19 protein-coding genes are annotated in these 26,909 nt (G+C 65.9%); 11 read left to right on the top strand and 8 right to left on the bottom strand.

Annotation, left to right across the window (positions count from 1 at the left end):
• Window positions 1-81: 81 nt before the first annotated feature.
• The gene (locus ACFE70_RS10610) at window positions 82-2,385 is read right to left on the bottom strand and encodes a GH92 family glycosyl hydrolase (RefSeq protein WP_375417715.1); all 2,304 of its coding nucleotides are present in this window, start codon (window positions 2,383-2,385) and stop codon (window positions 82-84) included.
• 1,006 nt (window positions 2,386-3,391) lie between these two features.
• On the opposite strand from ACFE70_RS10610, the gene crcB reads away from it, so the two are divergent.
• Window positions 3,392-3,763 carry a fluoride efflux transporter CrcB gene (crcB, locus tag ACFE70_RS10605; RefSeq protein WP_375417714.1) on the top strand — a complete coding sequence of 124 codons (372 nt, stop codon included), beginning with the start codon at window positions 3,392-3,394 and terminating at the stop codon, window positions 3,761-3,763.
• A gap of 44 nt (window positions 3,764-3,807) precedes the next feature.
• Here the strand turns inward: crcB and ACFE70_RS10600 are convergent, their stop codons facing one another.
• Window positions 3,808-6,834, bottom strand: a complete 3,027-nt coding sequence (locus ACFE70_RS10600) for a TIM-barrel domain-containing protein (RefSeq protein WP_375417713.1) — start codon at window positions 6,832-6,834, stop codon at window positions 3,808-3,810.
• Between the two features lie 116 nt (window positions 6,835-6,950).
• Between ACFE70_RS10600 and ACFE70_RS10595 the strand changes: the two genes are divergently transcribed.
• From ACFE70_RS10595 to ACFE70_RS10585, 3 genes are all read left to right on the top strand, one after another.
• A complete protein-coding gene (locus ACFE70_RS10595) occupies window positions 6,951-8,054 on the top strand; it encodes an NYN domain-containing protein (protein WP_375417712.1) in 1,104 nt (367 codons plus the stop codon).
• A gap of 307 nt (window positions 8,055-8,361) precedes the next feature.
• Entirely contained in the window at window positions 8,362-8,709 is a 348-nt protein-coding gene (locus tag ACFE70_RS10590; protein WP_375417711.1) for a hypothetical protein, read from the top strand.
• A 256-nt stretch (window positions 8,710-8,965) separates the two neighbouring features.
• Window positions 8,966-9,313, top strand: coding sequence for a hypothetical protein (locus ACFE70_RS10585; RefSeq protein ID WP_375417710.1), 348 nt, complete (start codon window positions 8,966-8,968; stop codon window positions 9,311-9,313).
• Window positions 9,314-9,464: 151 nt separating this feature from the next.
• Here ACFE70_RS10585 and ACFE70_RS10580 read toward each other — a convergent pair whose 3' ends face one another.
• A complete protein-coding gene (locus ACFE70_RS10580; RefSeq protein WP_375417709.1) occupies window positions 9,465-12,137 on the bottom strand; it encodes a M14 family zinc carboxypeptidase in 2,673 nt (890 codons plus the stop codon).
• Window positions 12,138-12,376: 239 nt separating this feature from the next.
• On the opposite strand from ACFE70_RS10580, the gene ACFE70_RS10575 reads away from it, so the two are divergent.
• Both ACFE70_RS10575 and ACFE70_RS10570 read left to right on the top strand, forming a co-directional pair.
• Window positions 12,377-12,754, top strand: a complete 378-nt coding sequence (locus ACFE70_RS10575; RefSeq protein WP_375417708.1) for a hypothetical protein — start codon at window positions 12,377-12,379, stop codon at window positions 12,752-12,754.
• A 163-nt stretch (window positions 12,755-12,917) separates the two neighbouring features.
• Entirely contained in the window at window positions 12,918-13,247 is a 330-nt protein-coding gene (locus ACFE70_RS10570) for a hypothetical protein (protein ID WP_375417707.1), read from the top strand.
• A 95-nt stretch (window positions 13,248-13,342) separates the two neighbouring features.
• On the opposite strand, the gene ggt is transcribed toward ACFE70_RS10570, so the two are convergent.
• Window positions 13,343-15,106, bottom strand: a complete 1,764-nt coding sequence (gene ggt / locus ACFE70_RS10565; RefSeq protein ID WP_375417706.1) for a gamma-glutamyltransferase — start codon at window positions 15,104-15,106, stop codon at window positions 13,343-13,345.
• A gap of 262 nt (window positions 15,107-15,368) precedes the next feature.
• Between ggt and ACFE70_RS10560 the strand changes: the two genes are divergently transcribed.
• The 3 genes from ACFE70_RS10560 (at window position 15,369) to ACFE70_RS10550 (ending at window position 20,963) form a co-directional block, all read left to right on the top strand.
• Window positions 15,369-17,414: an alpha-amylase family glycosyl hydrolase gene (locus ACFE70_RS10560; protein ID WP_375417705.1), complete on the top strand. Its 2,046-nt coding sequence runs from the start codon at window positions 15,369-15,371 to the stop codon at window positions 17,412-17,414.
• Between the two features lie 153 nt (window positions 17,415-17,567).
• Window positions 17,568-20,525 carry a PAS domain-containing protein gene (locus ACFE70_RS10555; RefSeq protein ID WP_375417704.1) on the top strand — a complete coding sequence of 986 codons (2,958 nt, stop codon included), beginning with the start codon at window positions 17,568-17,570 and terminating at the stop codon, window positions 20,523-20,525.
• A 12-nt stretch (window positions 20,526-20,537) separates the two neighbouring features.
• Window positions 20,538-20,963 (top strand): response regulator, encoded by a 426-nt coding sequence (locus ACFE70_RS10550; protein WP_375417703.1) that lies wholly within the window; start codon window positions 20,538-20,540, stop codon window positions 20,961-20,963.
• A gap of 17 nt (window positions 20,964-20,980) precedes the next feature.
• Here ACFE70_RS10550 and ACFE70_RS10545 read toward each other — a convergent pair whose 3' ends face one another.
• The 3 genes from ACFE70_RS10545 to ACFE70_RS10535 form a co-directional block, all read right to left on the bottom strand.
• Window positions 20,981-21,406 (bottom strand): hypothetical protein, encoded by a 426-nt coding sequence (locus ACFE70_RS10545; protein ID WP_375417702.1) that lies wholly within the window; start codon window positions 21,404-21,406, stop codon window positions 20,981-20,983.
• 216 nt (window positions 21,407-21,622) lie between these two features.
• Entirely contained in the window at window positions 21,623-22,168 is a 546-nt protein-coding gene (locus ACFE70_RS10540) for a YdeI/OmpD-associated family protein (protein WP_375417701.1), read from the bottom strand.
• 32 nt (window positions 22,169-22,200) lie between these two features.
• Complete coding sequence (locus tag ACFE70_RS10535; RefSeq protein ID WP_375417700.1) at window positions 22,201-23,529, bottom strand: glycosyltransferase; 1,329 nt, start codon at window positions 23,527-23,529, stop codon at window positions 22,201-22,203.
• Between the two features lie 277 nt (window positions 23,530-23,806).
• On the opposite strand from ACFE70_RS10535, the gene ACFE70_RS10530 reads away from it, so the two are divergent.
• The gene (locus tag ACFE70_RS10530; protein ID WP_375417699.1) at window positions 23,807-26,290 is read left to right on the top strand and encodes a glycoside hydrolase family 31 protein; all 2,484 of its coding nucleotides are present in this window, start codon (window positions 23,807-23,809) and stop codon (window positions 26,288-26,290) included.
• Between the two features lie 52 nt (window positions 26,291-26,342).
• Window positions 26,343-26,573 carry a hypothetical protein gene (locus ACFE70_RS10525; protein ID WP_375417698.1) on the top strand — a complete coding sequence of 77 codons (231 nt, stop codon included), beginning with the start codon at window positions 26,343-26,345 and terminating at the stop codon, window positions 26,571-26,573.
• Window positions 26,574-26,664: 91 nt separating this feature from the next.
• On the opposite strand, the gene ACFE70_RS10520 is transcribed toward ACFE70_RS10525, so the two are convergent.
• The coding region (locus tag ACFE70_RS10520; RefSeq protein WP_375417697.1) for a T9SS type A sorting domain-containing protein at window positions 26,665-26,909 on the bottom strand (245 nt) is incomplete at its 5' end.

The following is a 26,909-nucleotide window of genomic DNA, read 5'->3' as shown; positions in this document are numbered from 1 at the left end:
TTAAAAACAAACCAGCGGGGTAGGGGCGCCCCGCTGGCTGCCGGCTGGCTCTTCAAAGTCGCCTTATTTCTTAGCTTATCTCTACTGATAAACTTCCTTCGGCCGCGCGGCCAGCGCGGCGCCAAACGCCCGGTTGGGCTGCGGGCCCATCGTGAGCTGCAAGGTGCCGCCGGCCACGATGTCGCGGTGCAGCAGGTAGGTGTTGGGGTAGTCTTTGCCGTTGAGCTTGGCCGACTGAATGTAGAGGTTCTGCGGGCCGTTGTTTTGCACGTCAATCACGAACGTCCTGCCCTGGGGCAGCCGGAGGGTGGCCTTGCTGACCACCGGGCTGCCCAGCACGTAGGCCCCGCTGCTGGGGCTGACGGGGTAGAAGCCCAGCGCCGAGAGCAGGTACCAGGCCGACATCTGCCCGCAGTCCTCGTTGCCGCTGATGCCGTCGGGCTGGTCCTTGTACATCTCGCGCAAGACCTGACGCACCTTTTCGGCCGTTTTCCACTGCTGGCCGGCGTAGGCGTAGAGGTAGGTGGTGGCGTGGCTGGGCTCGTTGCCGTGGGCGTACATGCCAATCAGGCCCGAGATGTCGGGCGAGGCGCTCTCGCCCAGGCTGCCCTTGATAATAAAGAGGCTGTCGAGCTTCTGCACGAAGGCCGCGTCGGAGCCGAACAGGCCGATGAGGCCCGGCACGTCGTGCGGCACAAGCCAGGTGTACTGCCAGGCGTTGCCCTCGGTGTAGTTGTTCTGGCGGTGGATAGACTGAATGGGGTCGAAGGGCACCTGAAACTTGCCGTCCGCCGTCAGCCCGCGCATGAAGCGGGTGCGCGGGTCGAAGTACTTCTTGTAATACTGCGCCCGCTCGCTGTAGATTTTATAATCCGCTGTCTGGCCTAACTTTCTGGCCACCTGCGCGATGCTCCAGTCATCGATGGCGTATTCCATCGCCTTGGCCACCGACTCATTTTCCTTATCGGCCGGAATGAAGCCCAGGGTTTTGACAAAATTTACACCCTGGTCGGCGCGGGTGCTGCTGGCTTTCAGCGCGGCCAGCACCTGCGCGCCGTCGAGGCCGGGTGTGCCCTTGAGGTAGGCTTCGGCCAGGGCGGGTACGGCGCTGTAGCCCACCATCGTGTTGGTTTCGTTGCCCATCAGGTGCCAGATGGGTAGCTTACCCTGCTGCCGCCCGATAGCCAACATGCTCTGCATCATATCATTGACGCGCTCGGGCTGGGCCAGCGTAAAGAGGGCGTGCTCGGTGCGGTAGGTGTCCCAGAGCGAGAAGGTGGTGTAGTTCTGAAACGGCGCCTTCGGGTACACCCGGCCGTCGGTGCCGCGGTAGTCGCCGTTGGCGTCGTTGAATAAGGCCGGCGCGAACAGCGCGTGGTACATAGCCGTGTAGAAGATGCGCCGCGTGGCTGGGTCCGGGGTTTCGATGGTTACCTTGCCCAGCTCCTGGTTCCACTGCGCCTCGGCCGCCTTTTGCACGGCGGCAAAGTCCCAGCCCGGCAGCTCAGCCTGAATATTCACTAGCGCATTCTGCGAGCTGACCGGCGAGATGCCGACTTTCAGCAGCAGCGGGGCCGGCGCCTTGGCGAAGCTGAATATGCCTTTGATGGCTAGGCCCTTGCCCGATTTGCCGGTCAGCAGCTGCGCCTCATTATAGAGCGCAAACTGCGGCACCGGCACCGACGTTTTGATGGCGAAGTACAGCCGCTGCTGGTTGGCCCAGCCGTGCGAGGCACGATAGCCAACGAAGGTTTGCGGGTCCACCTGCTCCAGATAAGTGTCGGTGGCCTTGTCGTCGATACCTTCCTTGAGGTCGATGATGACGCGGGCGGCCCTACCCCCCCTTCCTGCGGCGGCGACCGGAAAGGTGTAGCGGTGCATCCCCACGCGCGCGGTGCTGGTCAGCTCGGCGCGGATGCCGTAGTCGTCCAGGGTCACGGCGTAGTAGCCGGGGCGGGCGGTTTCGCGCTGGTGCGAGTAGCGCGAGAGGTAGCCCTGGTGGGGCGCTTTCTGCTGGCCCTTATCCGTTTTCAGCGGGCCGGTGTAGGGCATGATGAGCACGTCGCCGAGGTCGGAGGCGCCGGTGCCGCTGAGGTGGGTGTGCGAGAAGCCAATCAGCAGACTGTCGGAGTAGTGGTAGCCCGAGCACCAGTCCCAGCCCTTGAAGATGTTCTGCGGCCCCAGCTGCACGGCCCCGAACGGCACGTTGGCGCCCAAAAACACGTGCCCGTGCCCGCCGGTGCCAATCATGGGGTCGACGTAGGAAGTCAGCCGCTGGGCCGGGGCAACCGAGGCCGCAACGGCCAGCAGCACGCTGCCGAGCAGTAGTCTCCGCAGCAACTGCGTAGTCAGAGGGTGGCACGAGCCGGTAGAAAGCTTAGGCATGGCGATAATAGATGGGAGAGAGAGTAGGAAACAGGTAAATGACAGCCCGCTGGTCCAAGTCGGCTTGCCGCCGCCGGTGAATAGCCCGCTGAACCGCTAACGATTGCGGAACTACTAGAACTTGTCAGGGAACAAATATGCTAAAATGTTTAAGCGTAGCTGGCCAGTCAAAAAATAGTGCCTACATTTTCGCCCACAATCCCGCGGCGCCTTCTCCCGCGCTCTCCCAGCCTGCCTTCCAGCGGCTTGCCAAGATTGTTGACCATTTAATCAGCCCGGCGCCGACCGTTGCGGTGACTTCTCTCAGATTCCTCTCAGCGCAACCTGCCTTGCCGGTTGCCAGCAGTGCCCCGTCCCGCGTGTCTTTCGCCCGAGCCGGTTAGGCATGAGCCCTATTCTTGCCCGTTTGTCCTTTCGGCTGCGAAGTAGGACTACCCGCCTTGTTCTACCTCTGCGCCTGATGAGCTAAAACGCTGAACCACATTGAACTTCAGTCTATTAAAAAATTACGTCTGCTTACCAACTCCCGCTGTGTCACCAGCTAGCTATGCCAGCTAGGCGTTTATTTCCCAACCCCTAACCCCTTTCCTTTATGCGTACTCCTCTATTCATCCGAAAATGGGCAGCCTGCCGCTGCTCCTGCTGGGTCCGGTAGTAGCGCTGCCTTCCGCGATGGCCGCCGCCACCGGTCCGGCCGCCATAGCCGCCCGGCGAGGCGGAGGTTGGGGAAAAACAGGGGGGTAGGAGCCAGCGGGCCGGGCGGGCCAGGAATGCCGGTTTCGCGGGCCCCTGCCGATGGGTTGCGAACCCAGCGCCGGCCGGGCGGCCTACGTTGTGGGCAGGGGAGCCAACGCCTTCGCGTATGGCTGGTTCACTGATTTGGCTTTTGTGCTGGTGGGCTGGCGGCGCCATCACCGAGCAGATTCTCGCCGAGCTGAACGTGCTGAACCAGTAGCCGTGCGGCTGCCGCCGGGCCGCGTAAGTTTGCCCACTCTGCTGTTTCCCTATGGCGTATTCCTGGCTTCTGATTGGGGTGGGCGGCTTTGCCGGTTCTGTCGGCCGCTACTTTTTGCAGCAGGCCGTGCAGGCGCGGCTGCCGCTGGCCTGGCCCGTGGGCACGGCCAGCGTGAACGTGCTGGGCTGCCTGCTGGCGGGCCTGCTGCTGGGCCTGCTAGAGCGCCACGGGCTGGGCGCGGGCTGGCGCCTGCTGCTCATCACTGGGTTTTGCGGGGGCTTCACCACGTTTTCAGCTTTCGCCCTGGAAAACGTGGCCCTGCTGCGCGGCGGACAGCTGGCGCTGGCGACGGCCTACGCGGCGGGCAGCGTGGCGCTGGGCGTGGCGGCGGCGGGCGCAGGCTACTGGCTTGCCAGGGGGTAGGAAAACCAACGGGGTTCTGGATGAAGAAGGGGGGTAGGGAAATGCTACTCAGCCTGCACAATCAGGCGCTGGTGCTGGCCGGCCACCTCCGCCGTGTACACGCCGGGCGGCAGTGGCTGGCCCTGAGCGTCGCGCGCATCAAAGGGCAGGTTGTGGGTACTAGCGGCGGCCGGCAGCGGTAGCTCGCGCACCACGGCGCCCAGGGCATTGCGCAGGCGCAGGGGGGTAGGGAGTTCACTGGCCCCTGGCGCGAGATGGCGGGTGAGGTGCAGCGTCGTGCCATCGCGGCCGAAGCTGCGGCTATCGGGTGTTTCCAGGGTCAGCGCGTTGGGGTCGGCCGGGGCGGCGGGCGTGGTAGCCAGGCGCAGGCCGGGTAGGGAAATGACAACCCTGGCAGCCAGCAGAACAAACTCAATCCGCAGCTCCTGCCGCGCCGCGTCGAAAGCTACCGTGCTGCTGCTCGCTGGCAAGGGCGCACCGCCAATGAATATGGCCGTGGGCGCGGCGGCTACGCGCTGCACCAGCAGCTGCACCCGGCGCCGGGCCGGCTGGCCGGGGTAGTGCCCGCCGTTGGAGGCGAGGATAATGTCGGTTTTGGTGGGGCTGTATTTGCCCGCCAGTGTCAGCAGCGCAAACTGATTTTTCGCCAGCGCCTGGGCCGAGTGGCCGTCATCTTCATAGAGCGTGAAGCTGGATTCGGGCGTTTGCGGGTCGGGGTAGTAGCGCAGCTGCAAGGTGTCGGGCCGGAACTGCGCCGTGCTGGGCCGGTAGGCGGTCATCGGCAGCAAGGCGCCGGCGCGCACCAGCAGTGGCGCGTGGGCCAGCGGCGCGGGCACGCCCACGGTCTGGCCGCCCGCGTAGATTTGGTTTGAATGAAAGTCAATCCAGTTGCCGGCGGGCAGCACCACGTTGCGCCGGCGCTGGCCCGCGTGCAGCACGGGCGCGACGAGCAGATTAGGGCCAAGCAAATACTGGTCGTTGAGATTAGCGAGGCGGACTGCAAGCTCCGCACTCGGAAGAGAAGGCGGAGTAATTTCAGCTTGAACGGGTGCTTCCCAGCCCTGCGCGCTGTCGCTCAACTCTTCACCTTTGACCCGCAGCGCATCTACCCGGCTGTCATAGTCTGTAGTGCGGACTAGGGGGGCGCCGGTCGTAGTATTTTGCCAGGCCAGCGTGTAGAGATACGGCAGCAGGCGGTAGCGCAGCTGCACAGCGTCGCGCACGCTGCTTTTGTAGGGGTCGGGGTAGAAGTAGGGCTCCGGCGGCACGCTCTCGCCGTGGGGCCGCAGGATGGGGCAGAGGCTGGCCATTTGCAGCCAGCGCGTATACAGCTCAGCATCAATGGGTCCGACGCAGAAGCCGCCCGCATCGGAGTGCATGTAGCCCACGCCGCCCTGGCCCAGGCCCAGCATCACCGGCACCTGGGCCTGGTAGCCGCTCCAGGAGCGGTTGATGTCGCCCGACCACGGAAAGACGCTGTTGCGCTGCATCCCCGCCCAGCCCGAGCGGGCCAGATTAAATACCCGCTCGTCGGGGTAGTGCTGGGCGTAGTTTTCGGCGAAGATGCTGGCCCAGGCCTGGCCGTAGGCGTTGTGCACGGCGCGGGCGGGGCCGGCCACGTGGCGCATGGCGGCGGGGTGATTTTCGGGCTCGCCGAGGTCGGACCACCAGCCGGCGGCGCCCTGGTCGTGCAGGCGCTGGTAGTTGGCCCAGAGCCAGCGGCGGGCGCGGGGCTTGAACACGTCGAGGATGCTGGCCGGCCCCGCCCAGAACGAGCCCACCGTGAACGGCCGCCCGGCCGCGTCGGTGCCAACCAGCTGATGGGTGCGCACGAGGCTGTCGTTAATCGACGTGCGCATCACGTAGGGCTCGGAGATGAGAATGGTTTTCACGCCCTGCTGCTTTAGGCGCGCCATCATGCCGGCCGGGTCGGGAAAGCCGCGCGGCTCCCAGCGCAAGTCGCCCTGCCGGGTGGTGCCGCCAAACCAGTAGAGGTCGAGCACCAGCGCATCGAGCGGGAAGTTTTCGCGGCGCATCCGGGCGGCCACGGCCTGCATCTCGGCTTCGGATTTATAGCCAAACCGGCTCTGAATCAGGCCCAGCGCCCAGCGGGGGGGTAGGGGCTGGCGGCCGGTCAGGGCGGTGTAGCGGTCCAGGATTTCGGCCTGACTGCGCCCCGTGATGACGTAGTAGCTCAGCGAGTTCAGGTTCTCGGCGCCGTATTCCAGCACGTCTTTTTGCGCTTTGCCCAGCTCCAAATAACCCGGCGCGTGATGGTCGAAGAACACCATATACCCGCGGCTGCTGAGCACCGTGGGCAGCGTGATGTTGAGATTCTGCTCGCCGTTCTGCGAGCCGTAGTGGGCCTGGTTGTACAGCTCCAGCCGGTTGCCGCGCCGGTCCAGCGGCAGCGCCCGCGAGCCGGTGCCGTAGAGCCGCTCGCCGGGCCGAAGGCGGAAGCGCACGGCCGTGCCGCCGGGCGCAAAGGTGGCCGCCGCGACGGAGGTGCCGGCCGTGGCGGGCGTCTGGGCGACGCGCCGAAAGGCGGCATTAGCTTCACTGAAAATCACCGCGTCTCCATACAGCCAGCTTACTTGCAGCGTATTCTTTTGAATGATGAGGGTGCCGTGATTGGTTAGCAGCCGCACGGTGCCGGCCGTGGCTGATGAGGGGTTAGCCAGTATTATCCTAAGCTTGCTACCCGGTGCGCTTACCACCACGCCATCCGGACTAAATTCACGCGAATTGGCTGCTACGCCCACCGAAGAATCGGCCTCTGTCACTCGGCCGGGCGCGAAGTAGCTGATTTTCACAACGCCGTAGTTCCATTCTTCTACCTGCCGGGCGCTGCCATCAGTGGCGCGAATGGTTAGAACTCCACTTTCTTCATTAAACGAGTGCGCCCGATACCGCCCGCCCGGCACGGCCCGCGCCGCCACTTCGCGCCGCCCAAATGGGTCACTTTGCGGCGGCCCAGCGTCAGTGGTGCGCTGGGCCTGGGCGGGCGCGGCGGCCAGCAGCAGGAGTAAGGCAAGGGTGAACGAAAACAGGGGGGTAGGGCGACGTGGCATAAGCAAAAGTGGGCGCCGCAAATTACGCGCTTGACCGCGCCGTGTGCCTCAGCGAAGCCCCAGCGCCCCTCTGCGGTAACTTCCCGAACGACGTCCCCGCCCGGTACCTTTGCCCCATGCTCCCCCGCCCCGCCTCTTCCTCGCCCTACGCCGCCGTTTTCATTGACTTCGAAAACGTCTACTACTTCCTTAAAAACCACTTTGCCGACCCGCCCGACCTGAATGACTACGTGCTGGAGCTGGTGCGGCGGCTGCGCGAAAACCTGCTGGAGAAAGGCCTCGACAGCCTGGTTATCAATGCCTACGCCGACTTCGAGCGCCTGCCCACCGCCCCGCAGGGCGCCCTCTACCTGATGGGCGTCATCACGCGCAACGTGCTGGGCACCGACCACAAGAACGCGGCCGACATGCAGCTCTGCATCGACGCGCTGGAAGTGCACTACACGCGGCCCGAAATCGGCACCTTCGTGCTCGTGGCCGGCGACCGCGACTACATCCCGCTGCTGGCTCATCTGCGGCGGCAGGCCCGGCAGGTGCTGGTGGCCGGCTTCCGCGAAAGCGTATCGGGCGACCTGCTCCAGAACATCGGCCTGAGCAACTTCCTCGACGCCCGCGAGCTGCTGGCCCCGGACAAAGTGGAGCAGCTGGAAAAGCGCCGCGCCGAGCGCCAGCGCCTGGCCGACGAAAGCCGCCGCCTGCGCGAGTCCGGCCTGACCGGCACGCCCACCGCTGCCGCCCAGGCCGCCCAGGCCGCTTCGGCCGGAATGTTCACCCCGCCGGCTTCTGACGCCGCCGGAATCCCTACCCCCCTGCTGGCGCCGGAACGCCCGCTGCCCACGCCGCGCCTGACGGCCGCCGCGGCGGCGCCCGTGCAGCTGCCCGACGAGGTGCCGGTGTTCTTGCCGGTGCGGCGGGTGCAGCGTGAGGCCGAGCGCCGCAGCCTGGCCTTCATCCTAGCCGAACTGCAGAAATACAGCTACAACCAGACCCGCGCCGTGAGCGAGCTGTGGCTGGGCCCCTTCATGCGCCGCCTGGCCGACGAGCTGCCCGAGCTGCCCGACTACGAGCGCCGCAGTTTGCTCAACAGCCTGCGCGATGCCGGCGCCATCCGCATCGAGAAGCGCCCCGGCGAGCCCCACCCGTTCTCGGTTATCGTGGTCAACTACCAGCACCCCGACGTGTGGGAGCTGAATCCGGGGGAGGGCGGGGAAGGGCAGTGAATAGTAAATAGCGAGCAGTGAGGTGGTCAGCCCCGGAGGGGCAGCCCATCGGTAGAATCCCTACCCCCTTGTTTGGGCTAAAGCCCCGGCGGGGCGACCCATACACCCGCGCATGGCGTGGACGGTTGGGTCGCCCCGCCGGGGCTTTGGTGTTTTCCGGTCCCCGCAATTTCTACCGACGGGCCATCCCTCCGGGGCAAACCACCAAACGCTCACTGTCAATTGCTAGCTGTTCACTGATAACCGCATCCTTTCCGGCCCGGCCACAGTACAGCCGAAAGTTCTTATTCACCCTCACCACAACCACATGGCCACCTTCAATCCCTTATCCGCCGGCTCCTCGCTCGACGCCACCATACAAGCCCTGCAAGGCGATTTGAGCACTGATACATCGGCCGCGACCAGCCAGCTGGAGAGCTGGCTGCGCCTGCTCGACGGCACCGGGCCCGGCGCGCAGGGCGCTATCTCGCAGGAGCTGGCCAACCTCAAGCACTACATCGGCCGTGCCGACAGCGCCAACATCAGCCATTCACTCCAGACCCTGGGCAAGCTCACGGCCAAAGCCGCCGATGCCGGCACCGACGAGGAAATCAGCAGTAAGCTACACCGCCTCGGCGAAGCCCTGACGGCGCTTAGCACGGCGCTGCCGGGGTAGGCGCCTCCAGTCAAGAACGGGTTGGGAAAAGGAAGTGGCGGCTCCCAACGGCGATGCGCCGGTTCCGGTGGAGCCTGCGCATTTTTCCTACCCCCCCCCCTCCGCCACCAGGCGGCTGCATAACCTGAGCTACCGCGCAATGTTCGGCCCTAAAAGCTTTAATTTTAAAAGCCCGAATGTTGTACCTCAAGCACTTAACCAGTGGGGCCGCCGCCCGTTAGTACAGCATCATTCATCTTAACCAACCCCAAACACCATGAGTCCTCAATCGCAAAGCAGCCAAGGCACCAGCCAACTCGACGCCACCATCGACGCCCTGAGCGGCGGCCTGAGCGGCGCGGCCGGCGCGGCCCCGGCCAACATCTCGGGCTGGATTAAAACCCTGCAAGGCAACCCACAATTCTCGGGCATCAGTTCGGAGCTGCAAAAGCTGCACGACGCCCTGAGCAGCGGCGCCAGCGACACCAGCGCCCTCTCGCAGAGCCTGACCACCCTGGGCCAGCACACCACCCAGGCCGCCTCGTCGGCCACCCCCGACGCTCAGGACAAGCTCCGTCAGTTGGGCCAGGCCCTCAGCTCGGCCGCCAGCCAGCTGAAAGGCTAAGTTTCGAGGGTTGAGTTTTGAATGACCTTCTGATTTCAAAACCTGCAACCTTATTGCAAAAAGGGCTGCCCCAATGTATTGGGGCAGCCCTTTTTCAATTATCTCAAGCCAAACGAGAATTCAAAACTCAACTCTCAACCCTTAACCCTTCCTACTGCCCCACCAGGAACACGGCGTTGCCGAACAAGAGCTTGCCGCCCTGCCAGAAGCCGCGAAACAAGGGGTTGTCGGCCAAATAAATAACTTGGCCGCGGCCCATTTCCTGGGCGCCGAGCACGAACGTATCGGTGAGCTTGCGGCGGGCGCTGCGGCCGGCGAAGCCCGCCGCGTAGTTGTTGCGGCGCAGCGTGCCCACGTTCCAGCCGCCGCGGCCCAGGAAGCGGTAGTTGAGCGTGTCGCGCACCAGGGCAAAGTAGGTGTCCTCGTAGCCAAACGCCAGCGGGTGCGAGTTGTCGAGCTGCACGCGGTACACGCTGCCCTGCACCCGCTCCTCCGCGCCCTCGCGCTCGGCGTTGCCGTAGCGGCGCAAGAGGCGGTAGGGGTCCTTTTTCCTGGTGCCGGTGGAGTCGGCGGGCTTGGTTTTCAATAGGAAGTCCTTTTTATTGGCCAGGAATGCCGCCGCGCCTTCCATCGCAATCAGGCGCCCGCCGCCGCGCACCCAGGTTTTAAGGGTTTCCTGCTGCCGCTCGTTGCCAAACAGCTCCTCGTAGTCGCCGTCGGGCAGGATGAGCACGTCGAACTTGCCCAGCGGCACCGAGCGCAGATAATCGGCGCCGAGCACCGTGACGGGGTAGCCGAGCTGCTGCTCGAAAAAGTGCCAGACCTCGCCGAAGGCGGTGGGCGAGACGTTGTCGCCGGCCACCACGGCCACGTTGGGCCGGGCCACGCCGTGCACGTATTCCGAGCCGATATCGGTGCCCGAGGTGGCGAAGCCCGAGGCCACGGCCCGCAGCTGCACGCCCGCCGAGTCGGCCTGCGCCCGCACCAGCTGGTCGAAGCGGGCGCCCAGGTTTTCGTTGCCGCTGCGCGTGATGATGAGCGAGCCTGGCCCGTACTGCTGCCCGTCGGCCTCAAACGCGCGCTGCGTGACGCGCACCTTCACTTTTTTCTGCAAGAGCTGACTCAAGAAGCGCACGTCGGGCAGCGAGTTCCAGCGGGCAACGTAGGCGTAGGGGGTAGGGAGCAGCTGCTGGTTGTTGGTCGGGACAGTCTTGCCGGCCGGAGTGCGGCTGGTTTTGCCGGCGGTCGGCTGGCTGGTGGCGCCAGTCAGCCGGTCTTTCAGCGCGTAGGCTTTCAGGCCAAACGAGTAGGGTAGGGCCCAGGCCGTGATGTCGTAAGTGAGCGAGTCTTCCAGGGCCGGGCGCGGCTCGAACAGGACTTTGGCCAGCGTCGATTTGGGCTGGTAGAGGCTCACCACCACATCATTAGCCTCGATGGCCACGCTCTCTTGCTGGCCCGTGGCGTAGCTGAAGCCGCGGGCCTTGCTGCTCTTGCCAGCATAGCCGTAGCGGATGCCCTGCCGCTCCAAATAATCAGTGAAGGCGCGCAGCTGGCCGGGGCGGTTGCTGCCGCTGATAATGAAGGTTTTGAACTCGCCCTGGGGCCGCTTCTGCGCGTCGTCGTAATACTTGCTGAAGCTGGTCAGCAGCTCGTCGTGGTGCTCGGCGGCGGCGCGCAGCGTGGCCAGGCTCGCGGCGTGGTGGTGGCTGATGCGCTGGGCCAGCGTGAGCGTATCGCCGTCGGCCTTGATGATGCCCAAGCCGGCGCGGGGGCCGCCGCCCTGCTCGTAGGTCATGCCGATGGCGCCGTTGAACGTGGGCCAGGTGTCGCCGTAGCTGGGATAAAACAAATCAAACGTTTCGCGGGTGAAGTACAGCCAGTTGTTCTTGTCAAACACGGCCTTGTTGTAGTCGCCGATGGTGTTCTGAAACGTGCGCTGAAACGGCGTCACGGCGGCGTGGAAGGGCTTGGCGGCGGGCGAGAAGTAGTAGGGCGCCTCCGGCCCCATCTCGTGGAAGTCGGCGTGCACCTGCGGCAGCCACTGGTTGTAGAGCACGATGCGCTGGCGGCTTTCCTGCTGGGTTTGCCAGGCCCAGTCGCGGTTCAAATCGAAGAAGTAATGGTTGTAGCGCCCGCCGGGCCAGGGCTCATGGTGCTCCCAGGCGTAGCCCGAGACATTGGGCGTCTGCTGCATCACGCGGTTGTACCACTGCACGTAGCGCTCGCGGCCGTCGGGGTTCACGCAGGGGTCGAGCAAGACCACGGTGTTGCGCAGCAGGTTCTGAGCTTCCTGGTTTTGCGGGTCGGCCAGCTCGTAGAGCACCTGCAAAAAAGCTTCGGTCGAGACCGACTCGTTGCCGTGCACATTGTAGCTGAGCCAGACCACAGCCGGCTGGGCGGCCACGCTGCCGGCGGGCTTGCTGCCGGTCTCGCCCAGCCCCGCGCGGCTCAGGTTGGTCTGGCGGATGTTGTCCAGGCGCGGGAAGTTTTCAGCCGACGCCACCATGACCACTTCCAGCGGCCGGTTTTCGTAGGTGCTGCCGTAGCGCTGAATGCGCATCCTAGTGGGCGTGTGGGCCGCCACGTGGGCGGCGTAGCGCAGCACCTCGCTGTGGGGCGTGAAGCGGCTGCCGAGCGCATAGCCCAGAAACGCGCCCGGCGCCAGCAGCGGCCCGGCGCTGGCATCGGCGGCCGGCCCGCTGACGAGCTGAGCGCGGGCGGCCGGCGGCGCCAGCAGGGCGCTTAGGCCCAGGAAAAGGCAAACAGTAATCACCAAGCCCCGCCGGCGGCTGGCGAATCCGAACGAACAATGGAATTTTTTCATCAATGGAAAGAAGGAAACGAAGTCGAACGCAACGGCAACTTACGCCCGCCGCCGCTTTGCCGCCCTTCTGCCCACCCGACTTCCTACCCCCTCCTGGTTGGGCAAACCCGCCCCCCTCTGGTCTCCCAACCCCGCCGCCCGCCAACGTTCACTTGTCCGTGCCGTTACTTTGCAGCGCGCCGCCCCGCGCCGCCACTCCAACTCATAATTCATAATTTCTAACTCATAAACTCAAAGAAATGAACGCCTCCGCCGAAATTGAAGCTGCCATCCAAACCCTCGTTGATGCCAAAGGCAGCGGCTTTATGAACTCGTCCGACGCCGGCCTGGGCCAGCTCGACAACTGGCTCCAGCACCTGCGCCACGCCGACGCGCCCGGCCTGCGCGCCCTCACCACCGAGATGGAGCAGCTGCAAGGCCACTTTCAGCAAAACAACCTCGGTGCCGCCGCCACCAGCCTGCAGGCCCTGGGCGAGCACACCGCCGTGGCCGCCCAGAGCATTCACAGCTTCGAGGGCACCGGCGACAAGCTGCGCCAGCTCAGCCAGAAACTGGTGTCGGCGGCCGGCAACCTGCGCCTCGTGGCCGGCGCGCCCCAGCCGGCGGCCGGCCACTAAGCCGGGCTCGGAGCGAAGCCAGGTCGGGTCGGCGAGGGGGGTAGGGACTTGAAGCCAGCCCGGCCGCGCATCAAACGCCAAAATTCTGCCCCACGGCCAGCCAACCCCGCGCCCGGCCAGTCGTTAGGATAAGAGAATAATATCCTTAAAAACCTCTTTCATCATGGCCACTGCCCACGACCTCGCTCACCTCGATTCTACCATCCGCTCGCTCAGCGGCGGCGTGCAGGACGCCCGCCAGGGCGCCACGCGCAGCATCAATTCCTGGATTGAAGCCCTCGACGGCGGCTCCTACGGCCCGCTCACCCGCGACCTTGAGCACCTGAAAGCCGCCCTCGAAGACGAGAGCCCCGACACCGCCAAGCTCAGCCAAACCCTGCGCCAGCTCGGCGAGCACACCACCAAAGCCGCCGATAAGGCGGAGGGTGCTACGGTCGAGAAGCTGCAAGAGCTGGGCCAGCTGCTGACCACCGCCGCCGGCCAGCTCAAGTAGCGGCGAGTCAGCTGCCTAACTTGTTTTTAATCAGAAGGCCCGCTACAACCGTGTAGCGGGCCTTTCTTGATTTAAGCAACTCTCTATTCCTTCCGCTAATACCCCGCCGCCGCGTCGTCGCCGCGCGGGTCGGCGCCGCCTTCGAGCCGGCCACTGGGCAGCACCCGGATGATGTCGAGCCGGCCCCAGGGGGCGCGGTCGTGGAGCTGGTAGCCGCGGGCGCGCAAAGAGTCGGCGGCGGCGGGGCGCAGGGCGCCGGCTTCCACGTCGATGTAGTCGGGCAGCCACTGGTGATGCAGGCGCGGCGCGGCCACGGCCTGCGGGGCGCTCATCTTGTAGTCCACCACGTGCAGGATGCTTTGCAGCACGCTGGTGATGATGGTCGAGCCGCCCGGCGAGCCCGTGACGAGGGCGATTTTGCCGTTTTTGGTCAGGATGGTGGGCGTCATGCTACTCAGCATCCGCTTGCCGGGCGCAATAGCGTTGGCTGCTCCGCCCACCAGGCCGTAGGCGTTGGGCGTGCCGGCTTTGGCCGAGAAGTCATCCATCTCATTATTAAGCAAAAAGCCCGCGCCGGCCACCACTACTTTACTGCCGTAGGCGCCGTTGAGGGTCGTGGTGCAGCTCACGGCATTGCCCTGGGCGTCGATGATGCTGTAGTGGGTGGTCTGGTCGGATTCGTAGGGGGGTAGGCCCTGGCCGGCGGCCACCTGGGCGCTGGGCGTGGCCCGGCCGCCGGCCCGGATGCCTTCGCGGCGCTGCTTGTTATAGGCCGGGGCCAGCAGCTGGGCCACTGGCACGCGTCCAAAATCCGGGTCGCCGAGATAGGTGGCGCGGTCGGCGTACACGCGCCGCTCGGCCTCGGTGAGCAGGGCCACGGCGGCCGGCGAGTGGTAACCGAGCTTGCCCAGGTTCGTGGGCTCCAGCATTTGCAGCAGCTGGAGCAAGGCCACGCCGCCCGAGCTGGGCGGCGGCATCGTAATGACTTCGTAGCCCCGGTAGAGGCCGCGCAGCGCGGCGCGCCACTTGGGCTGGTAGGCATCCAGGTCCTTTTGGGCGATGATGCCGCCCTGCTGCTGCATGGTGGCCAGCAGCGCCGCCGCCGTGGGGCCGGCGTAGAAGCCGGCGCGGCCCAATAGCTGCACGCGCTGCAACGTCTGGGCCAGCTCGGTGAGGCGCAGCGTGTCGCCGCGCTGCCAGGCTGGGCGGCCGGCGGCTCGCACGTAGGCGGGGGGGGTAGGGCCGGGGTTGTACTTCTGAAAATCAGCCTGATTGCGGTTGAGGCCGGCGGCTTCTTTCTCGGTCAGCAGCACGCCCTGCGCGGCCAGGGCCACGGCGGGCGCCACCAGCACCGCCCAGGGCAGCTTGCCTAGCTTCTGGTGCAGGGCCACCATGCCGGCCACGGTGCCGGGCACACCCACGGCCAGCGGGCCGGCCAGGCTACGCTCGGCCACGGGGTTGCCCTGCGCATCCAAATACATGTCGCGGCGGGCGGCGGCGGGCGCGGTTTCGCGGAAGTCGAGCGTGCCGGCCGTGCCGTCCTGGTGGCGGTACACGATAAAGCCGCCCCCGCCAATGTTGCCGGCCACGGGCAGGGCCACGGCCAGCGCAAACTGCACGGCAATGGCCGCGTCATACGCATTGCCGCCCTTTTGCAGAATCTCGACCCCAATGCGCGAAGCCTCTGGGTGAGCCGAAACTACCATCGCCCGGCTGGCCGTGACCGGCGCGGTGGCCGAAGCAGCGGCATCAGGAGAGGCTGTCCGGGCTGGGGCTGTGGGCGGCGCGGCAGGCTGGCCAGTGGTGCAGGCCAGCGTGGCCAGCAGCGGGAGCGGGAGCAGGCGGGAGTAGCGCATCATGGGACGGAAGATAGGGGGTAGGGAAATCGCACTCGTTATTTTTCGCTGAGTAAGCGCGTCATAAGAGCGGCGTAACGGCCGCCAAAGCGGGGCAGTTAAGAATTAAAAATGATAAATTAAAAATGATAAATTAAAAGTAAGCTCGGCGGCAGCAGCTGTTTTCAGGGCCGCGGCTTTGCTTTTTCAGAGGGGGGTAGGGAATTGGGCGAAACTGGCCGGCGCCGCCGGACTTTTCCGTTTGGCGACTCGTTAACTTGCCCCCATGAACCCGCCCGCCGTTCCCGCCGCCCCTGCCCTTGCCCTTGTTCAACAGGACTCCTGGCTGTTGCCCTACGAGCCCGTGCTGCGCCGCCGCCAGCAGCGCCTGGCGGCCCGATTAGAGGAAATAGCCCGCCAGCACGGCTCGTTGCTGAAGTTTGCCGGCGCCCACCAGCGCCTGGGCCTGCACTACGATGGGCGCCGCCGCGGCTACCAGTATCGGGAGTGGGCGCCGGCCGCGCAGGGCCTGTTTCTGATTGGCGACTTCAACGGCTGGGACCGGCAGGCCACGCCCCTGCAACGCGGCGACGACGGCGTGTGGGAGGTGTTTTTGCCCGACAAAACCTACCAGGACCGCCTCACCCACGGCTCGCGCTACAAAGTGCACGTGGTGGCGGCCAACGGCGCTCACGACCGCCTGCCCGCCTACCTGCGCCGCGCCGTGCAGGACGAGGCCACCAAAGACTTCGCCGCCCAGCTCTGGCGCCCGGAGCACCCTTTTGCCTGGACCGACCAGAAGTTTAATCTGCAAAAAGCCGTGCCCGAGCCGCTCATCTACGAGGCGCACGTGGGCATGGCCCTGGAGGACGGCCGCGTGGGCACGTACCGCGAGTTTGCCGACCTAATTCTGCCCCGCATTGAGGCCGGCGGCTACAACTGCGTGCAGCTGATGGCCGTGCTGGAGCACCCCTACTACGGCTCGTTTGGTTATCACGTGGCCAACTTTTTTGGCGTCAGCTCGCGCTTCGGCACGCCCGAGGATTTGAAGTATCTGGTGGATGAAGCGCACCGCCGCGGCCTGGCCGTGCTGCTGGATTTGGTGCACTCCCACGCCGTGAAAAATCAGGCCGAGGGGCTGGCCGACTTCGACGGCTCCGGCGGGCTGTATTTCCACGCCGGGGCGCGCGGCGAGCACCCCGGCTGGGATTCGCGCCTGTTCGATTACGGCCGGCCCGAGGTGCAGCAGTTTCTGCTCTCTAATCTGCGCTACTGGCTCGAAGAGTTTCACTTCGACGGCTTTCGCTTCGATGGGGTGACGAGTATGCTCTACCACCACCACGGCGAGGGCGTCGCCTTCAGCTCCTACGAGCAGTATTTCGGGCCCGAGGCCGATGAGGATGCCATTCTGTACTTGCAGCTGGCCACCACGCTGGCCCACGAAATCAAGAAGAGCAGCCTGCTCATCGCCGAGGATATGAGCGGGCTGCCGGGTTTGTGCCGTCCGCTCAGCGAGGGGGGGGTAGGGTTTGACTACCGCCTGGCGATGGGCATTCCCGACTACTGGATTAAGCTGCTTAAGCACTCGCGCGATGAAGACTGGCCGCTGGGTGGGCTCTGGCATCAGCTCAGCAACCGCCGGGCGGGCGAGAAAACCGTGGCCTACGCTGAAAGCCACGACCAGGCGCTGGTCGGCGACAAAACGCTGGCCCACTGGCTGCTGGATAAGAATATCTACGAGCACATGCGCCGCGACGACCCCGACGCCGTGACGGCCCGCGGCATCGCCCTGCACAAACTCATTCGGCTGAGCACCCTGGCCGCCGGTGGCGAGGCCTATCTGACCTTCATCGGCAACGAGTTCGGCCACCCCGAATGGGTGGATTTCCCGCGCCAGGGCAACAACTGGAGCTACCACTTCGCCCGCCGCCAGTGGAGCCTGGCCGACAACCCCAACTTGCAGTACGGCTACCTGCTGGCCTTTGATAAGGCCATGCTGCACCTGGCGGCCACGCGCCACGTGCTGGCCGCCGGCCCGGCCCGGCTGCTCAACATCGACGACGTGAATCAGGTCCTGATTTTCGAGCGCGGCGGCCTGGTGTTTATTTTCAGCTTCCACGTCGAGCGCAGCGTGGCCGACTACCAGCTGCCCGTGCCGCAAGCCGGCCGCTACCAGGTGCTGCTCAACTCCGACCGGCCCGAGTTCGGCGGCTTCAACCGCCTGGATGACAGCCTCATCTACGACACGCTCGGCGGGGGCGGCACGGCTGACGCGCCCAAGCTGCGCCTCTACCTGATTAATCGCACGGCCCTGGTGCTGGGGCCGGCGTAAGTTTGTGGCCCGCCGGCCGAAAAGTGGGCCGACTGTCTGTTTTGGATAGGGGAAGCTTGGTTTGGCTTTACTCCCGAGAGCCTCGCAGCCAGGTGAGCTGCCGGCCGGCGCGGCGCCTACCCCCTCTTGATTCGCTGACCCCCTCGCCTGCTTATGGCTCCTAGTTCTTCCGCGCCGGCCCCTTTCACTGCGCCCGACGACGACCTGCTGCCCGCGCTGCTGGCCATTTCGCTGAGCGGCGTCATCATCTTCCGGCCCGTCTGGGGTTCGCCCGACCCGGCTACTATCACTGACCTGGCCTACGTGCAGCTCAATCCCGCCGCCCAGCGGATGCTGCAACTGCCCGAGCGCCCCGCCCAGACCTTCCTCACGCTCTACCCCAACGCGACCGAGGCGGGCATCTTCGCCTTCTACCGCGATACATTTCTGGCGGGCACGCCCGGCCGCTACGACGTGAACTACCAGCACGACGGCCTCGACAATTATTTTCACCTCGCCGCTCAGCGCTGCGGCGACGTGCTCGTCGTCAGCTTTAACGACACCGGCGACCAGCCCCGCACGCCCGTGGAGGAGGCCCTGCGCCAGAGCCAGGCCGCCGAGCAGGCCGCCCGCGCCGACGCCGAGGCCCAGCGCCAACGCTTCTACGAGGTGCTGATGCAGCTGCCCGCCCAGGTGGCCGTTTACCACGGGCCCGACTATGTGTTCAACTTCGTCAACTCGCGCTACCAGACGAACTTTTCCGGCTTGCCCCTGCTGGGCCGCGCCCTGCACGAGGTGCTGCCGGTGGCCGGCGAACAGGGCATCCTGGCCCTGCTCGACCGCGTGTACCAGACGGGCGAGCCGTTCTACGGCCACGAGCGGGAAGTGCAGCTGCCGTCCAGCCCCCCCGACAACGGCAAGCGGCGGTTCATCAACGCTGTTTATCATCCGCTGCGCGATGCGCAGGGCCGCATTGATGGCGTGCTGGACTTTTCCTACGACGTAACCGAGCAGGTGCGGGCCCGCCGCCAGGTCGAGCAGCTCAACCAGGAGCTGGAAACGCGCGTGCAGGAGCGCACCGCGCAGCTGCAGCGGCAGCAGGGGCTGCTGCGGCAGATTCTGGGGCAGGTGCCGGCCTTTATTGCCACGCTGCAAGGCCCTGCGCACCAGCACACCTACTTCAACGCCGGCTACCATGCCTTGTCGGGCAACCGGGCCCAGGTGGGCCTGCCGGTGGCGGAAGTGTATCCCGAAACGATAGCGCAGGGGTTCGTTGGCCTGCTCGACGAGGTGTATCGGAGCGGCCAGCCCTTTACCGGCACCGAAATGCTGGTCGAGCTTTACGACGCGGCCCTCGGCCGGCCCGCGCCGCGCTACCTCGACTTCATCTACCAGCCCCTGACCAACGAGCAGCACCAGACCACGGGCATCATGGTCTTCGCCGTGGACGTGACCGACAAGGTGCTCGCCCGCCAACAGGCCGGGACGCTGCAGGCCGAACTGCTGGCCGCCGCCCAGCGCCAGGGCCAGCAGCGCGAGGCCTTCTACCAGGTGTTTGAGCAAACCCCGGCCCTGATTGCGCTGCTGCGCGCCCCCGGTCACCGCTTCGAGTACGTCAACCCAGCTTACCAGCGCCTTTTTCCCGGCCGCCAGCTGGTCGGACTCGACATGGTTGATGCCCTGCCCGAAGTGGAAGAGCAGGGCTTCGTGGCCCTGCTGGACCGCGTGTACCAGACCGGCGAAACGTATTTCGGCACCGACACGGCGTTTGAGGTGCCGCCCGCCGCCGGCCAGCCGGCCCGGATGGCCTACTACAACTTCACGTACCAGGCCTACCAGGAAAACGGGCAGGTAGCCGGCATCTCCATTTTTGCCTACGGGGTTACGGAGCAGGTGCGGGCCCGGCAGGAGCGCGAAACCGAGCGGCAGCAGCTGGCCCAGGTGTTTAGCCAGGCGCCGGTAGCCATCTGCGTGTTCCGCGGCCCCGACTACGTGCTCGATGTCGTCAACCCGCTGATGGGCGAGATGCTGGGGCGGCCTCTGGCCGAGCTGGTGGGCCGGCCGTTTTTTGAGGCCCTGCCCGAGCTGACCAGCCAGGGCCTGCCCGCGCTGCTGGAGGGTGTGCGCCAGACCGGCATACCCTTCGTGGCCCAGGAGCAGCAAATTCGCCTGGCCCGCCACGGCGCCGGCGAGGCCGGCTACTTCACCTTCACCTACCAGCCCCTGCGCGACGCCGCCGGCCGGGTGGCGGCCATCACCTGCGTAGCCGTGGAAGTCACCGGGCAGGTCGAGGCCCGCCAGCGGGTGCAAGACCTGAACGAGGAGTTGGCCGCCATCAACGAGGAGCTGCAAGCCACGAATGAGGAGCTGAGCGATGCCAACCAGCAGCTCACGCGCACCAACGTGGATTTGGACAACTTCATCTACACCGCCTCCCACGACCTCAAGGCGCCCATCACCAACATCGAGGGCCTACTCGACGCTCTGCGCCAGCATTTGCCGCCCGCGGCCCGCCAGGTGGAGCCCGTGCCGCAGCTGCTGGCCATGATGCAAGGGGCGGTAGAGCGCTTTCAGCTCACCATCACCCAGCTCACCGACATCACCAGGCTCCAGCAGGCCCAGACCCAGCCCGCCGAAGCCGTGGACCTGGCCGCCTTGGTGGAGGCCGTGCGCCTGGATTTGGACCCCGCGCTGCGCGGGGCCGCCGCCGACGTGCGCGTGGAGGTGAGCGCCAGGCCGTACATCTCGTTCGCACCCAAAAATCTACGCTCCATCGTCTACAATCTGCTCAGCAATGCCGTCAAGTACCGCCACCCGGCCCGGCCGGCCATAGTCGAGCTGCGCGCCTACCCCGCCACCGACGTCGGGGGCCGGGCCGGGGTCGTGCTGGAAGTGCAGGACAACGGCCTGGGCTTGGACGGGGCGCAGCAAGCCAAGCTCTTCGGCATGTTTCAGCGCCTGCACACCCACGTCGAGGGCTCCGGCATTGGGCTCTACATGGTCAAGAAAATCGTGGACAATGCCAGCGGCACCATCACGGTCGAAAGTGAGCCCGGCGTGGGCAGCACGTTTCGCGTATTCTTGCCGGAAACCGGGCTGGCGGCCCCCCAGCCGGCGTCAGCAGTTAAGTAGCCAGCCGTCAGTATGCAAAAATTATCCAGCGTCCTGCTGGTCGATGATGACTCGACCACCAACTTTCTTAATCAGCTGCTGCTCAATAGTCTGGGCGTCGCTGAGCAGCTGCTGGTAGCCGAGAACGGCGCCGAGGCCCTGCAAACACTGGCCCGCACCTGCCCGGAGTCGGCCGCGCCGGCCTGCCCGGTCCTGATTCTGCTCGACGTGAACATGCCCATCATGAACGGCATCGAGTTTCTGGAAGCCTACCAGCGCCTGCCCCTGGCGCAGCGCCAGGCCATTGTCATCGTCATGCTCACCACCACCATGCACGCCCGCGATTTGACCCGCATTCAGGAGCTGCCCATCGCCGGCCTGGTTAGCAAGCCCCTGACCAGAGAAAAAATCAACACCATCCTGCAAGTGAACTTCCAGCGCGAGCTGCCCGTCCGCTAGGCCTGGCGGCGCGGGCTTTAGCCGTCGAGGCGCCTGAACTGGTCGAGCCAGGCCAGAGCGGGCCCCTCTTCCACGAACCACTCGGTGCGAAAGGCGCCCGAGAGCAGCATCGGCTCGGGCGCGGCATTGCCCTGGTCCTCAAGCTGCTGCCACAACGCTGACGTACCCAAAAACGCCACCACCGGCACGCGCCCCAGCGCCGCCCGTACTCGCGGCAGGTAGTCGTCTTCTATCCAGTGGTACAGCTCCGGCTGCTGCCGGGCGCGGTCGGCCCGGCAGTCGAGCAGCCAGTAGGGACAGCCGGTGCGCCGGGCCTCTGCCAGCAGCTGCTCGCTGACCAGCGTAAATTCCGGCACCGTGAGCGGGCGCAGCGTCAGACCCCGCAACAGCGGCGGTAGCGCCTGAAAATCAACCTGATAAAATTCCTGAGTGAGCGCTACCATAAGCCAGGCGACTAGAAAAGGGCGGATACGCTGCAAATACCTACGTAGTAGTACGTATTCAGGAGACTAAAGATGTGCGTAGTGACTAGTAATTTAAGCGGAATTAAACAAAATTCAGTGCTCCTGGCCAAGGCGCGAAAAGGCAGCTGCCAGAGTTAGCTAAAAACCGGATTTCGCGGCGCGTGATGGCGCGGACGCCGGCGCGGGCATCGCCGTCTAGGCTGAGCGTCGGCGCACGCCAATCAACATGCGCTCAGCGGTTTGCGCGACGCGCTCGGCTCGGCCCTGTTCGGTTTTAGCCGCCGCAATCCAGGCCACGTACTCGCGCTGGTGGGCTTTGGAAAGCTGATTGAACCGGGCCCGCGAGCCGCGCACGGCGGCCAGCGCCACCAGCAGGTCGGCGGGCAGGTCCAGGGCTTGGGCCTCAGGGTCGGGCGCCAGGGTCACGGCCACGTCGTTGGTCCAGGTCTTGCCGATGGCTTTGCGCACCTGCTTGGGTACCAGCAGGATGTACTCACCCTCGGCGCCCGCGGGCAGGGGCGTGAGCAGGCCATTGTGCGGAAACCCATCGAAGGTTGCGCGCACGGCCAGCCTGGCGCGCGGCCCGCCGGCGGGGCCCAGAGCGGCCGTCACGGCCGGGGGCACCACCACGTATACGCCGCCGGTTTCGCTGTCGTGCTCCAGCTCGGCCTCGAAGGCCAGAGGGGCGGGTGCCGGGGCAGCGGGAGAAAATTCGGGGGCTGATTCGGAGTTGGCGGACATGGCAGCGTAGCAGGGGGGTAGGGAGTGGCAAGTTACGCCGGGCCGCCCGCCGCGGCCCGTAGCTGTGGCAGCAACTCAGCGGTAAAGTGCTCGAAATCAAATGGTGAGTCGTCGGCCTGGCCCGGCTGAGGGGCGCTGCCGAGCACCTGCGCCGCGCGCCGCAGCGGGTAGCGGCGACCCAGCTGCTCGGCCAGCGCCGCCGTGGGCACCAAAACCAAATCAGCCCGCGCGAAGGCCTGCCGTTCCAGCTCCAGCAGCCAGCCGCGGGCCGGGCGCGGCCCCTGCTCGGAGGGCAGCCCGGCCACGTAGAGCACCAGCGGGCGGCCCGTGCGCTGCCGGATTTCGACCGCCGCCAGCCAGGTAGGCCAGGCCGCCGCGAAAATGACCGCAAACCCGGCCCCGCCCGCCGTGAGCTGGGTGGCAAAGCGCGCGAACTGAATCAGGCGAAACGAGAGCGCCGCCGCCGCCGCTAGGGCTTCGGCGCCGGCGGGGGGGGTAGGGCGCCGCAGCGCGGCCAGCGCCGCCGGCCGCGCCGCCGGGGCGGTCAGCGCATCCGGCGGGGCGGGGTCCAGCGTCAGGTCGTCGGTCCACTGCGTCAGGTCGGCGGCTTCGGCCGGACCAGGGTCGGCGGCGGCCTCAGGCTCTTCCGGCGCTGGGCCGGGCTGGGCCGGGCTGGGGCCGAACGACAAGTTGTGGCGCAAGGTGTTGTCCAAGACTTCGTCCGGGGCCAGACTGGCGACCGGGGCTGAGCCGGGTTCCGGCTTTGCGGGGGGGGTAGGGGCTGGCGCCGCTGGGGCCGCTGCCGCTGAGCTGGTGGCGGTATCGTGCGCAGCGCGGCCCACGTACGGCGCGGCCGGTGGGCGCCACGCGCCCACCGGCGGGCGGGGCTGTCCACTGGCGTCGCCCCGGCGGCGGGCTTCCGCGCTCAGCTCGGGCAAGGTCAAATCAGCCAGCCCGATGAGCATTGGCGCGCCCGGCTCGGGGCCGGCAGGGGGGGTAGGGAATGACTGGCCGGCGGCGGCCGGACCCGTGGCCGACGGGGCGCTGCCGGGTCCGGCGGCGGTTGGTGGCGCCGGCGGGCCGGCGAGAGAGGCCCACCCGACGGCGGCTTCACCAGCGGAAACGGCCAGCGCTAAGTCGTCGGCGGGCGGGGTCGCGGCCGGTGCTGTGGTTGAGGGCTCGGAGATGGTCGGCGCGGGCAGCTGGGGCAAAATGGCCGTCAGGGCGACGCGGGCGGCCAGGGCGGCTTGCAGGGCAACGCCGGCCGGCAGCGGCGCGCCCAGGTGGGCGGGCGCTGGGTCGGCATCATCCCAGGCCAATAGCAAAACCGAAAGCGGGGCATCATTCACGAGGACGGGCATGAGGGCGGAGGCGGAACAGGGGTAGGGGCAAGCCGCCGCAAGCTAAGCAAACCCGGCCCGCTCACCCGCCGGAATCCGCGAAATCGGCAAAAAACCTGGCGCGGCTCCTTATCTTGCGGGCTTAATCCGCGTAAGGCCTGGCGCCGCTGAGCCACTTCTCGCTTTGGTCCCGCCTGCAGGCTTCAGCTAGCCCGGCTGGCCCAACTATTGCGCTCCAACGCCGATGGCTCACGAGCCAAACCATTGCAAACGCTTCATAATCAGCCCTAACTAAGTCATGGCTAACGCTATACAGGAGAACAACTACATGATAAACGACCTGGCCACCCGCGGCCAGGACGAACACTACCCCGGCCCGGTGGTCGGCGCCGAGCAGGACGGCCAGCGGTTTGTGTTTACGTGCCAGAACGGCGTGCGCCTGGCGCTCTACGTCATCAGCGACAAGGTGCTGCGCTTCCGCTACCTTACCGACGGACCCTTGGCGCCCGATTTCAGCTACGCGCTGCCCGCCGAAACGGCCCGGCCGCGGCCCGCGACCGAGTTTTTGGAATTCAAGGAGAAAGCCGACCACTACCGCCTCACCACGGGCCGCCTGATTTGCCTGGTGCAGAAAGAGGATTTGCGCACCAAGGTGCTTGACCGCTCGGGCACGGTGCTCAGCGAAGATGAGAAGGGCTTCCACTGGGAGCAGCCCTACGAAACCGGCAACGACATCGTCAAGATGAGCCACCAGGTGCCCAGCGGCGTGCACTACTACGGCCTCGGCGACAAGCCCGACAATATGAACCTGCGCGGCAAGCGCTTCACCAACTGGGGCTCCGACACTTACGGCTACACCAAGGGCTCCGACCCGCTCTACAAGAACATTCCGTTCTACCACGTGCTCCAGCAGAAGATTGCCCACGGCATCTTCTTCGATAACTCGTTCAAGGCCAGCTTCGACTTCGCCGCCGAGCGAGCTGATGTAACGAGCTTTTGGGCGCAGGGCGGCGAGCTGAACTACTACTTCATCTACGGCCCTAGTTTGCTCGAAGTCAGCCAGGAATACACGTTGCTCACGGGCACCCCGGAGCTGCCGCCGCTCTGGACGCTGGGCTACCACCAGTGCAAGTGGAGCTACTACCCCGAAAGCAACGTCAAGGAAATCACCCAGGGCCTGCGCGAGCGCCGCATTCCCTGCGATGCGATTTACCTCGACATCGACTACATGGAAGGCTACCGCTGCTTTACGTGGAGCAAATCTTACTTCCCCGAGCCCAAGCGGATGGTGCGGAAGCTGGCCGAGGACGGGTTTAAGCTGGTCGTCATCATCGACCCCGGCATCAAGATTGACCCGGAATATGACGTGTACCAGCAGGGAATTGACAACGACTACTTCTGCCGCCGCGGCGACGGCCCGCTGATGAAAGGCTCGGTGTGGCCGGGCCTATGCAACTTCCCCGACTTCACCAAGCCCACGGTGCGCGCGTGGTGGGCGGGCTTGTTCAAGGAGCTGATTCAGGACGTGGGCGTGAAGGGCGTCTGGAACGACATGAACGAGCCGGCGGTGTTCGAAAAAGGTACTTTTCCGGATGACGTGCGCTTCGACTACGACGGCCATTCGGCCTCTCACAAAAAGGCCCACAACATCTATGGGATGCAGATGGCCCGCGCCACCAACGACGGCGTGAAGCAGTTCTGCTACCCCAACCGGCCCTTCACCATCACCCGCAGCACCTACAGCGGCGGGCAGCGCTACTCCTCGGGCTGGACCGGCGACAACATCGCCTCCTGGGAGCACCTGTGGCTGGCCAACATTCAGTGCCAGCGCCTGAGCATCAGCGGCTTTAGCTTTGTCGGCTCCGATATTGGCGGCTTCGTCGATACGCCCAGCGGTGAGCTGTACTCGCGCTGGATTGCGCTGGGCGCCTTCCACCCGTTTTTCCGCACCCACTCCTCCGGCGACCACGGCGACCAGGAACCCTGGAGCTTTGGCGAGCCCTTTACGAGCGTGGCGCGCTACTTCATTGAGCTGCGCTACCAGCTGCTGCCCTACATGTACACCACGTTCTGGCAGTATGCCACGCACGGCACGCCCATGCTGCGCCCGCTGACGTTCCTGGACCAGAACGACCCCGAGACCTACCTGCGCATGGCCGAGTTCAGTCTCGGCGACCACCTGCTTGTGTGTCCCATCACGCAGCCCAGCGTCGATGGCCGCTGGATGTATCTGCCTAAGGGCCAGTGGTATTACTATTGGACCGATGAGCTGAAGAGCGGCGGCCAGGAAGTGTGGGCCACCGCCGACCTCGACCGCATTCCGCTCTTCGTGCGGGCCGGCGCCGTGGTGCCCATGCAGCCCATCATGCAGTACGTGGGCGAAAAGAAGGTCGAGGAGCTGACCCTGCACGTGTATTTCCTCCACGGCACGGTCGAGAGCGTGCTCTACGACGACGGCGGCGAAGGCTACGCCTACCAGGAGCAGGACCTCAAAACCCTGCGCCGCTTCAGCGTGAGCGGCGACGCGCGGGCCCTGACCATCACCCAGACCATCGAGGGCAGCGACTACGAGCCCAGCTACGCCACCTACTGCGTGGTGCTGCACGGCCTGCCCGAGCCACCGGCCATCGTCTCGGTGAACGGCGAGGTGGTAGAGGACACCCGCGACCCGCTCGAAGCCGACCTGAACAACCCCAGCGTGGTGGTCAGCGCCGGCTTCCGGGAGTTGCGCGTGGGGCTGACGGTTGCGCCGCCCACGGCGTCGGCGGCGCCCGTCGCCTAGCGTTGGCCGGCCCCGAAAGCTGTCAGCTCAACTTATTCATAATCACACCGTCATGAAAAAATCTGCCCTCTTTCTGTCCGCTGCCGCGCTTGCTCTTTTGGCCCTGGGCCTGCCCGCGTGCAGCCGCGAAGCGGTGGGCGGCGGTGAGATGCGCGCCTCCTCGCCCGAAGCGGCCGAGTTCAACCGCGACATCAGCGAGGGCAGCCGCACGTCCGAAGAAACACGCGACTCGGCCGCTGCCGGGGGGGGTAGGCGGCAGCGCCGGCAGGCGGCCCCGCAGTAGGCCTGGCCGTTGGCGCTGCGGCTTATAAATGGGAAACAAAAAAGGAGCGCCCTGAGGGGGCGCTCCTTTTTTTAAACAACCTTCTGAAACTCTAGCGAACGAGCTTGCGGGTAACGAGTCCGCGCGGGGTGGCGAGCTGCATAGTGTAGATGCCGGTGGGCAGCCCGCTCAGGTCCAGGGCGCGGGTGGCGACGGCGCTCCGGCCGGGGGCGTCTTCGCGGCGCACGACGCGGCCGGTGGCATCGAGCACGGTGAGCGGGGCGGCCAGCAGGGCCGGCTCAGTGGCGCCGAGCACGTAGCGCCCGTCAGGGCTGGGGTTGGGCCAGACGCTGATGG

The organism is uncultured Hymenobacter sp., from assembly GCF_964243305.1.
GTDB lineage: Bacteria > Bacteroidota > Bacteroidia > Cytophagales > Hymenobacteraceae > Hymenobacter.
The sequence above is the reverse complement of the archived record's forward strand: the minus strand, read 5'-3'. Positions and strand labels throughout refer to the sequence as shown.

Bases quoted from the DNA above. Each gene is read 5' to 3' on its own strand.
- ACFE70_RS10610 (WP_375417715.1), bottom strand. From the start codon at position 2,385: ATGCCTAAGCTTTCTACCGGCTCGTGCCACCCTCTGACTACGCAGTTG.
- crcB (WP_375417714.1), top strand. From the start codon at position 3,392: ATGGCGTATTCCTGGCTTCTGATTGGGGTGGGCGGCTTTGCCGGTTCT.
- ACFE70_RS10600 (WP_375417713.1), bottom strand. From the start codon at position 6,834: ATGCCACGTCGCCCTACCCCCCTGTTTTCGTTCACCCTTGCCTTACTC.
- ACFE70_RS10595 (WP_375417712.1), top strand. From the start codon at position 6,951: ATGCTCCCCCGCCCCGCCTCTTCCTCGCCCTACGCCGCCGTTTTCATT.
- ACFE70_RS10590 (WP_375417711.1), top strand. From the start codon at position 8,362: ATGGCCACCTTCAATCCCTTATCCGCCGGCTCCTCGCTCGACGCCACC.
- ACFE70_RS10585 (WP_375417710.1), top strand. From the start codon at position 8,966: ATGAGTCCTCAATCGCAAAGCAGCCAAGGCACCAGCCAACTCGACGCC.
- ACFE70_RS10580 (WP_375417709.1), bottom strand. From the start codon at position 12,137: ATGAAAAAATTCCATTGTTCGTTCGGATTCGCCAGCCGCCGGCGGGGC.
- ACFE70_RS10575 (WP_375417708.1), top strand. From the start codon at position 12,377: ATGAACGCCTCCGCCGAAATTGAAGCTGCCATCCAAACCCTCGTTGAT.
- ACFE70_RS10570 (WP_375417707.1), top strand. From the start codon at position 12,918: ATGGCCACTGCCCACGACCTCGCTCACCTCGATTCTACCATCCGCTCG.
- ggt (WP_375417706.1), bottom strand. From the start codon at position 15,106: ATGATGCGCTACTCCCGCCTGCTCCCGCTCCCGCTGCTGGCCACGCTG.
- ACFE70_RS10560 (WP_375417705.1), top strand. From the start codon at position 15,369: ATGAACCCGCCCGCCGTTCCCGCCGCCCCTGCCCTTGCCCTTGTTCAA.
- ACFE70_RS10555 (WP_375417704.1), top strand. From the start codon at position 17,568: ATGGCTCCTAGTTCTTCCGCGCCGGCCCCTTTCACTGCGCCCGACGAC.
- ACFE70_RS10550 (WP_375417703.1), top strand. From the start codon at position 20,538: ATGCAAAAATTATCCAGCGTCCTGCTGGTCGATGATGACTCGACCACC.
- ACFE70_RS10545 (WP_375417702.1), bottom strand. From the start codon at position 21,406: ATGGTAGCGCTCACTCAGGAATTTTATCAGGTTGATTTTCAGGCGCTA.
- ACFE70_RS10540 (WP_375417701.1), bottom strand. From the start codon at position 22,168: ATGTCCGCCAACTCCGAATCAGCCCCCGAATTTTCTCCCGCTGCCCCG.
- ACFE70_RS10535 (WP_375417700.1), bottom strand. From the start codon at position 23,529: ATGCCCGTCCTCGTGAATGATGCCCCGCTTTCGGTTTTGCTATTGGCC.
- ACFE70_RS10530 (WP_375417699.1), top strand. From the start codon at position 23,807: ATGGCTAACGCTATACAGGAGAACAACTACATGATAAACGACCTGGCC.
- ACFE70_RS10525 (WP_375417698.1), top strand. From the start codon at position 26,343: ATGAAAAAATCTGCCCTCTTTCTGTCCGCTGCCGCGCTTGCTCTTTTG.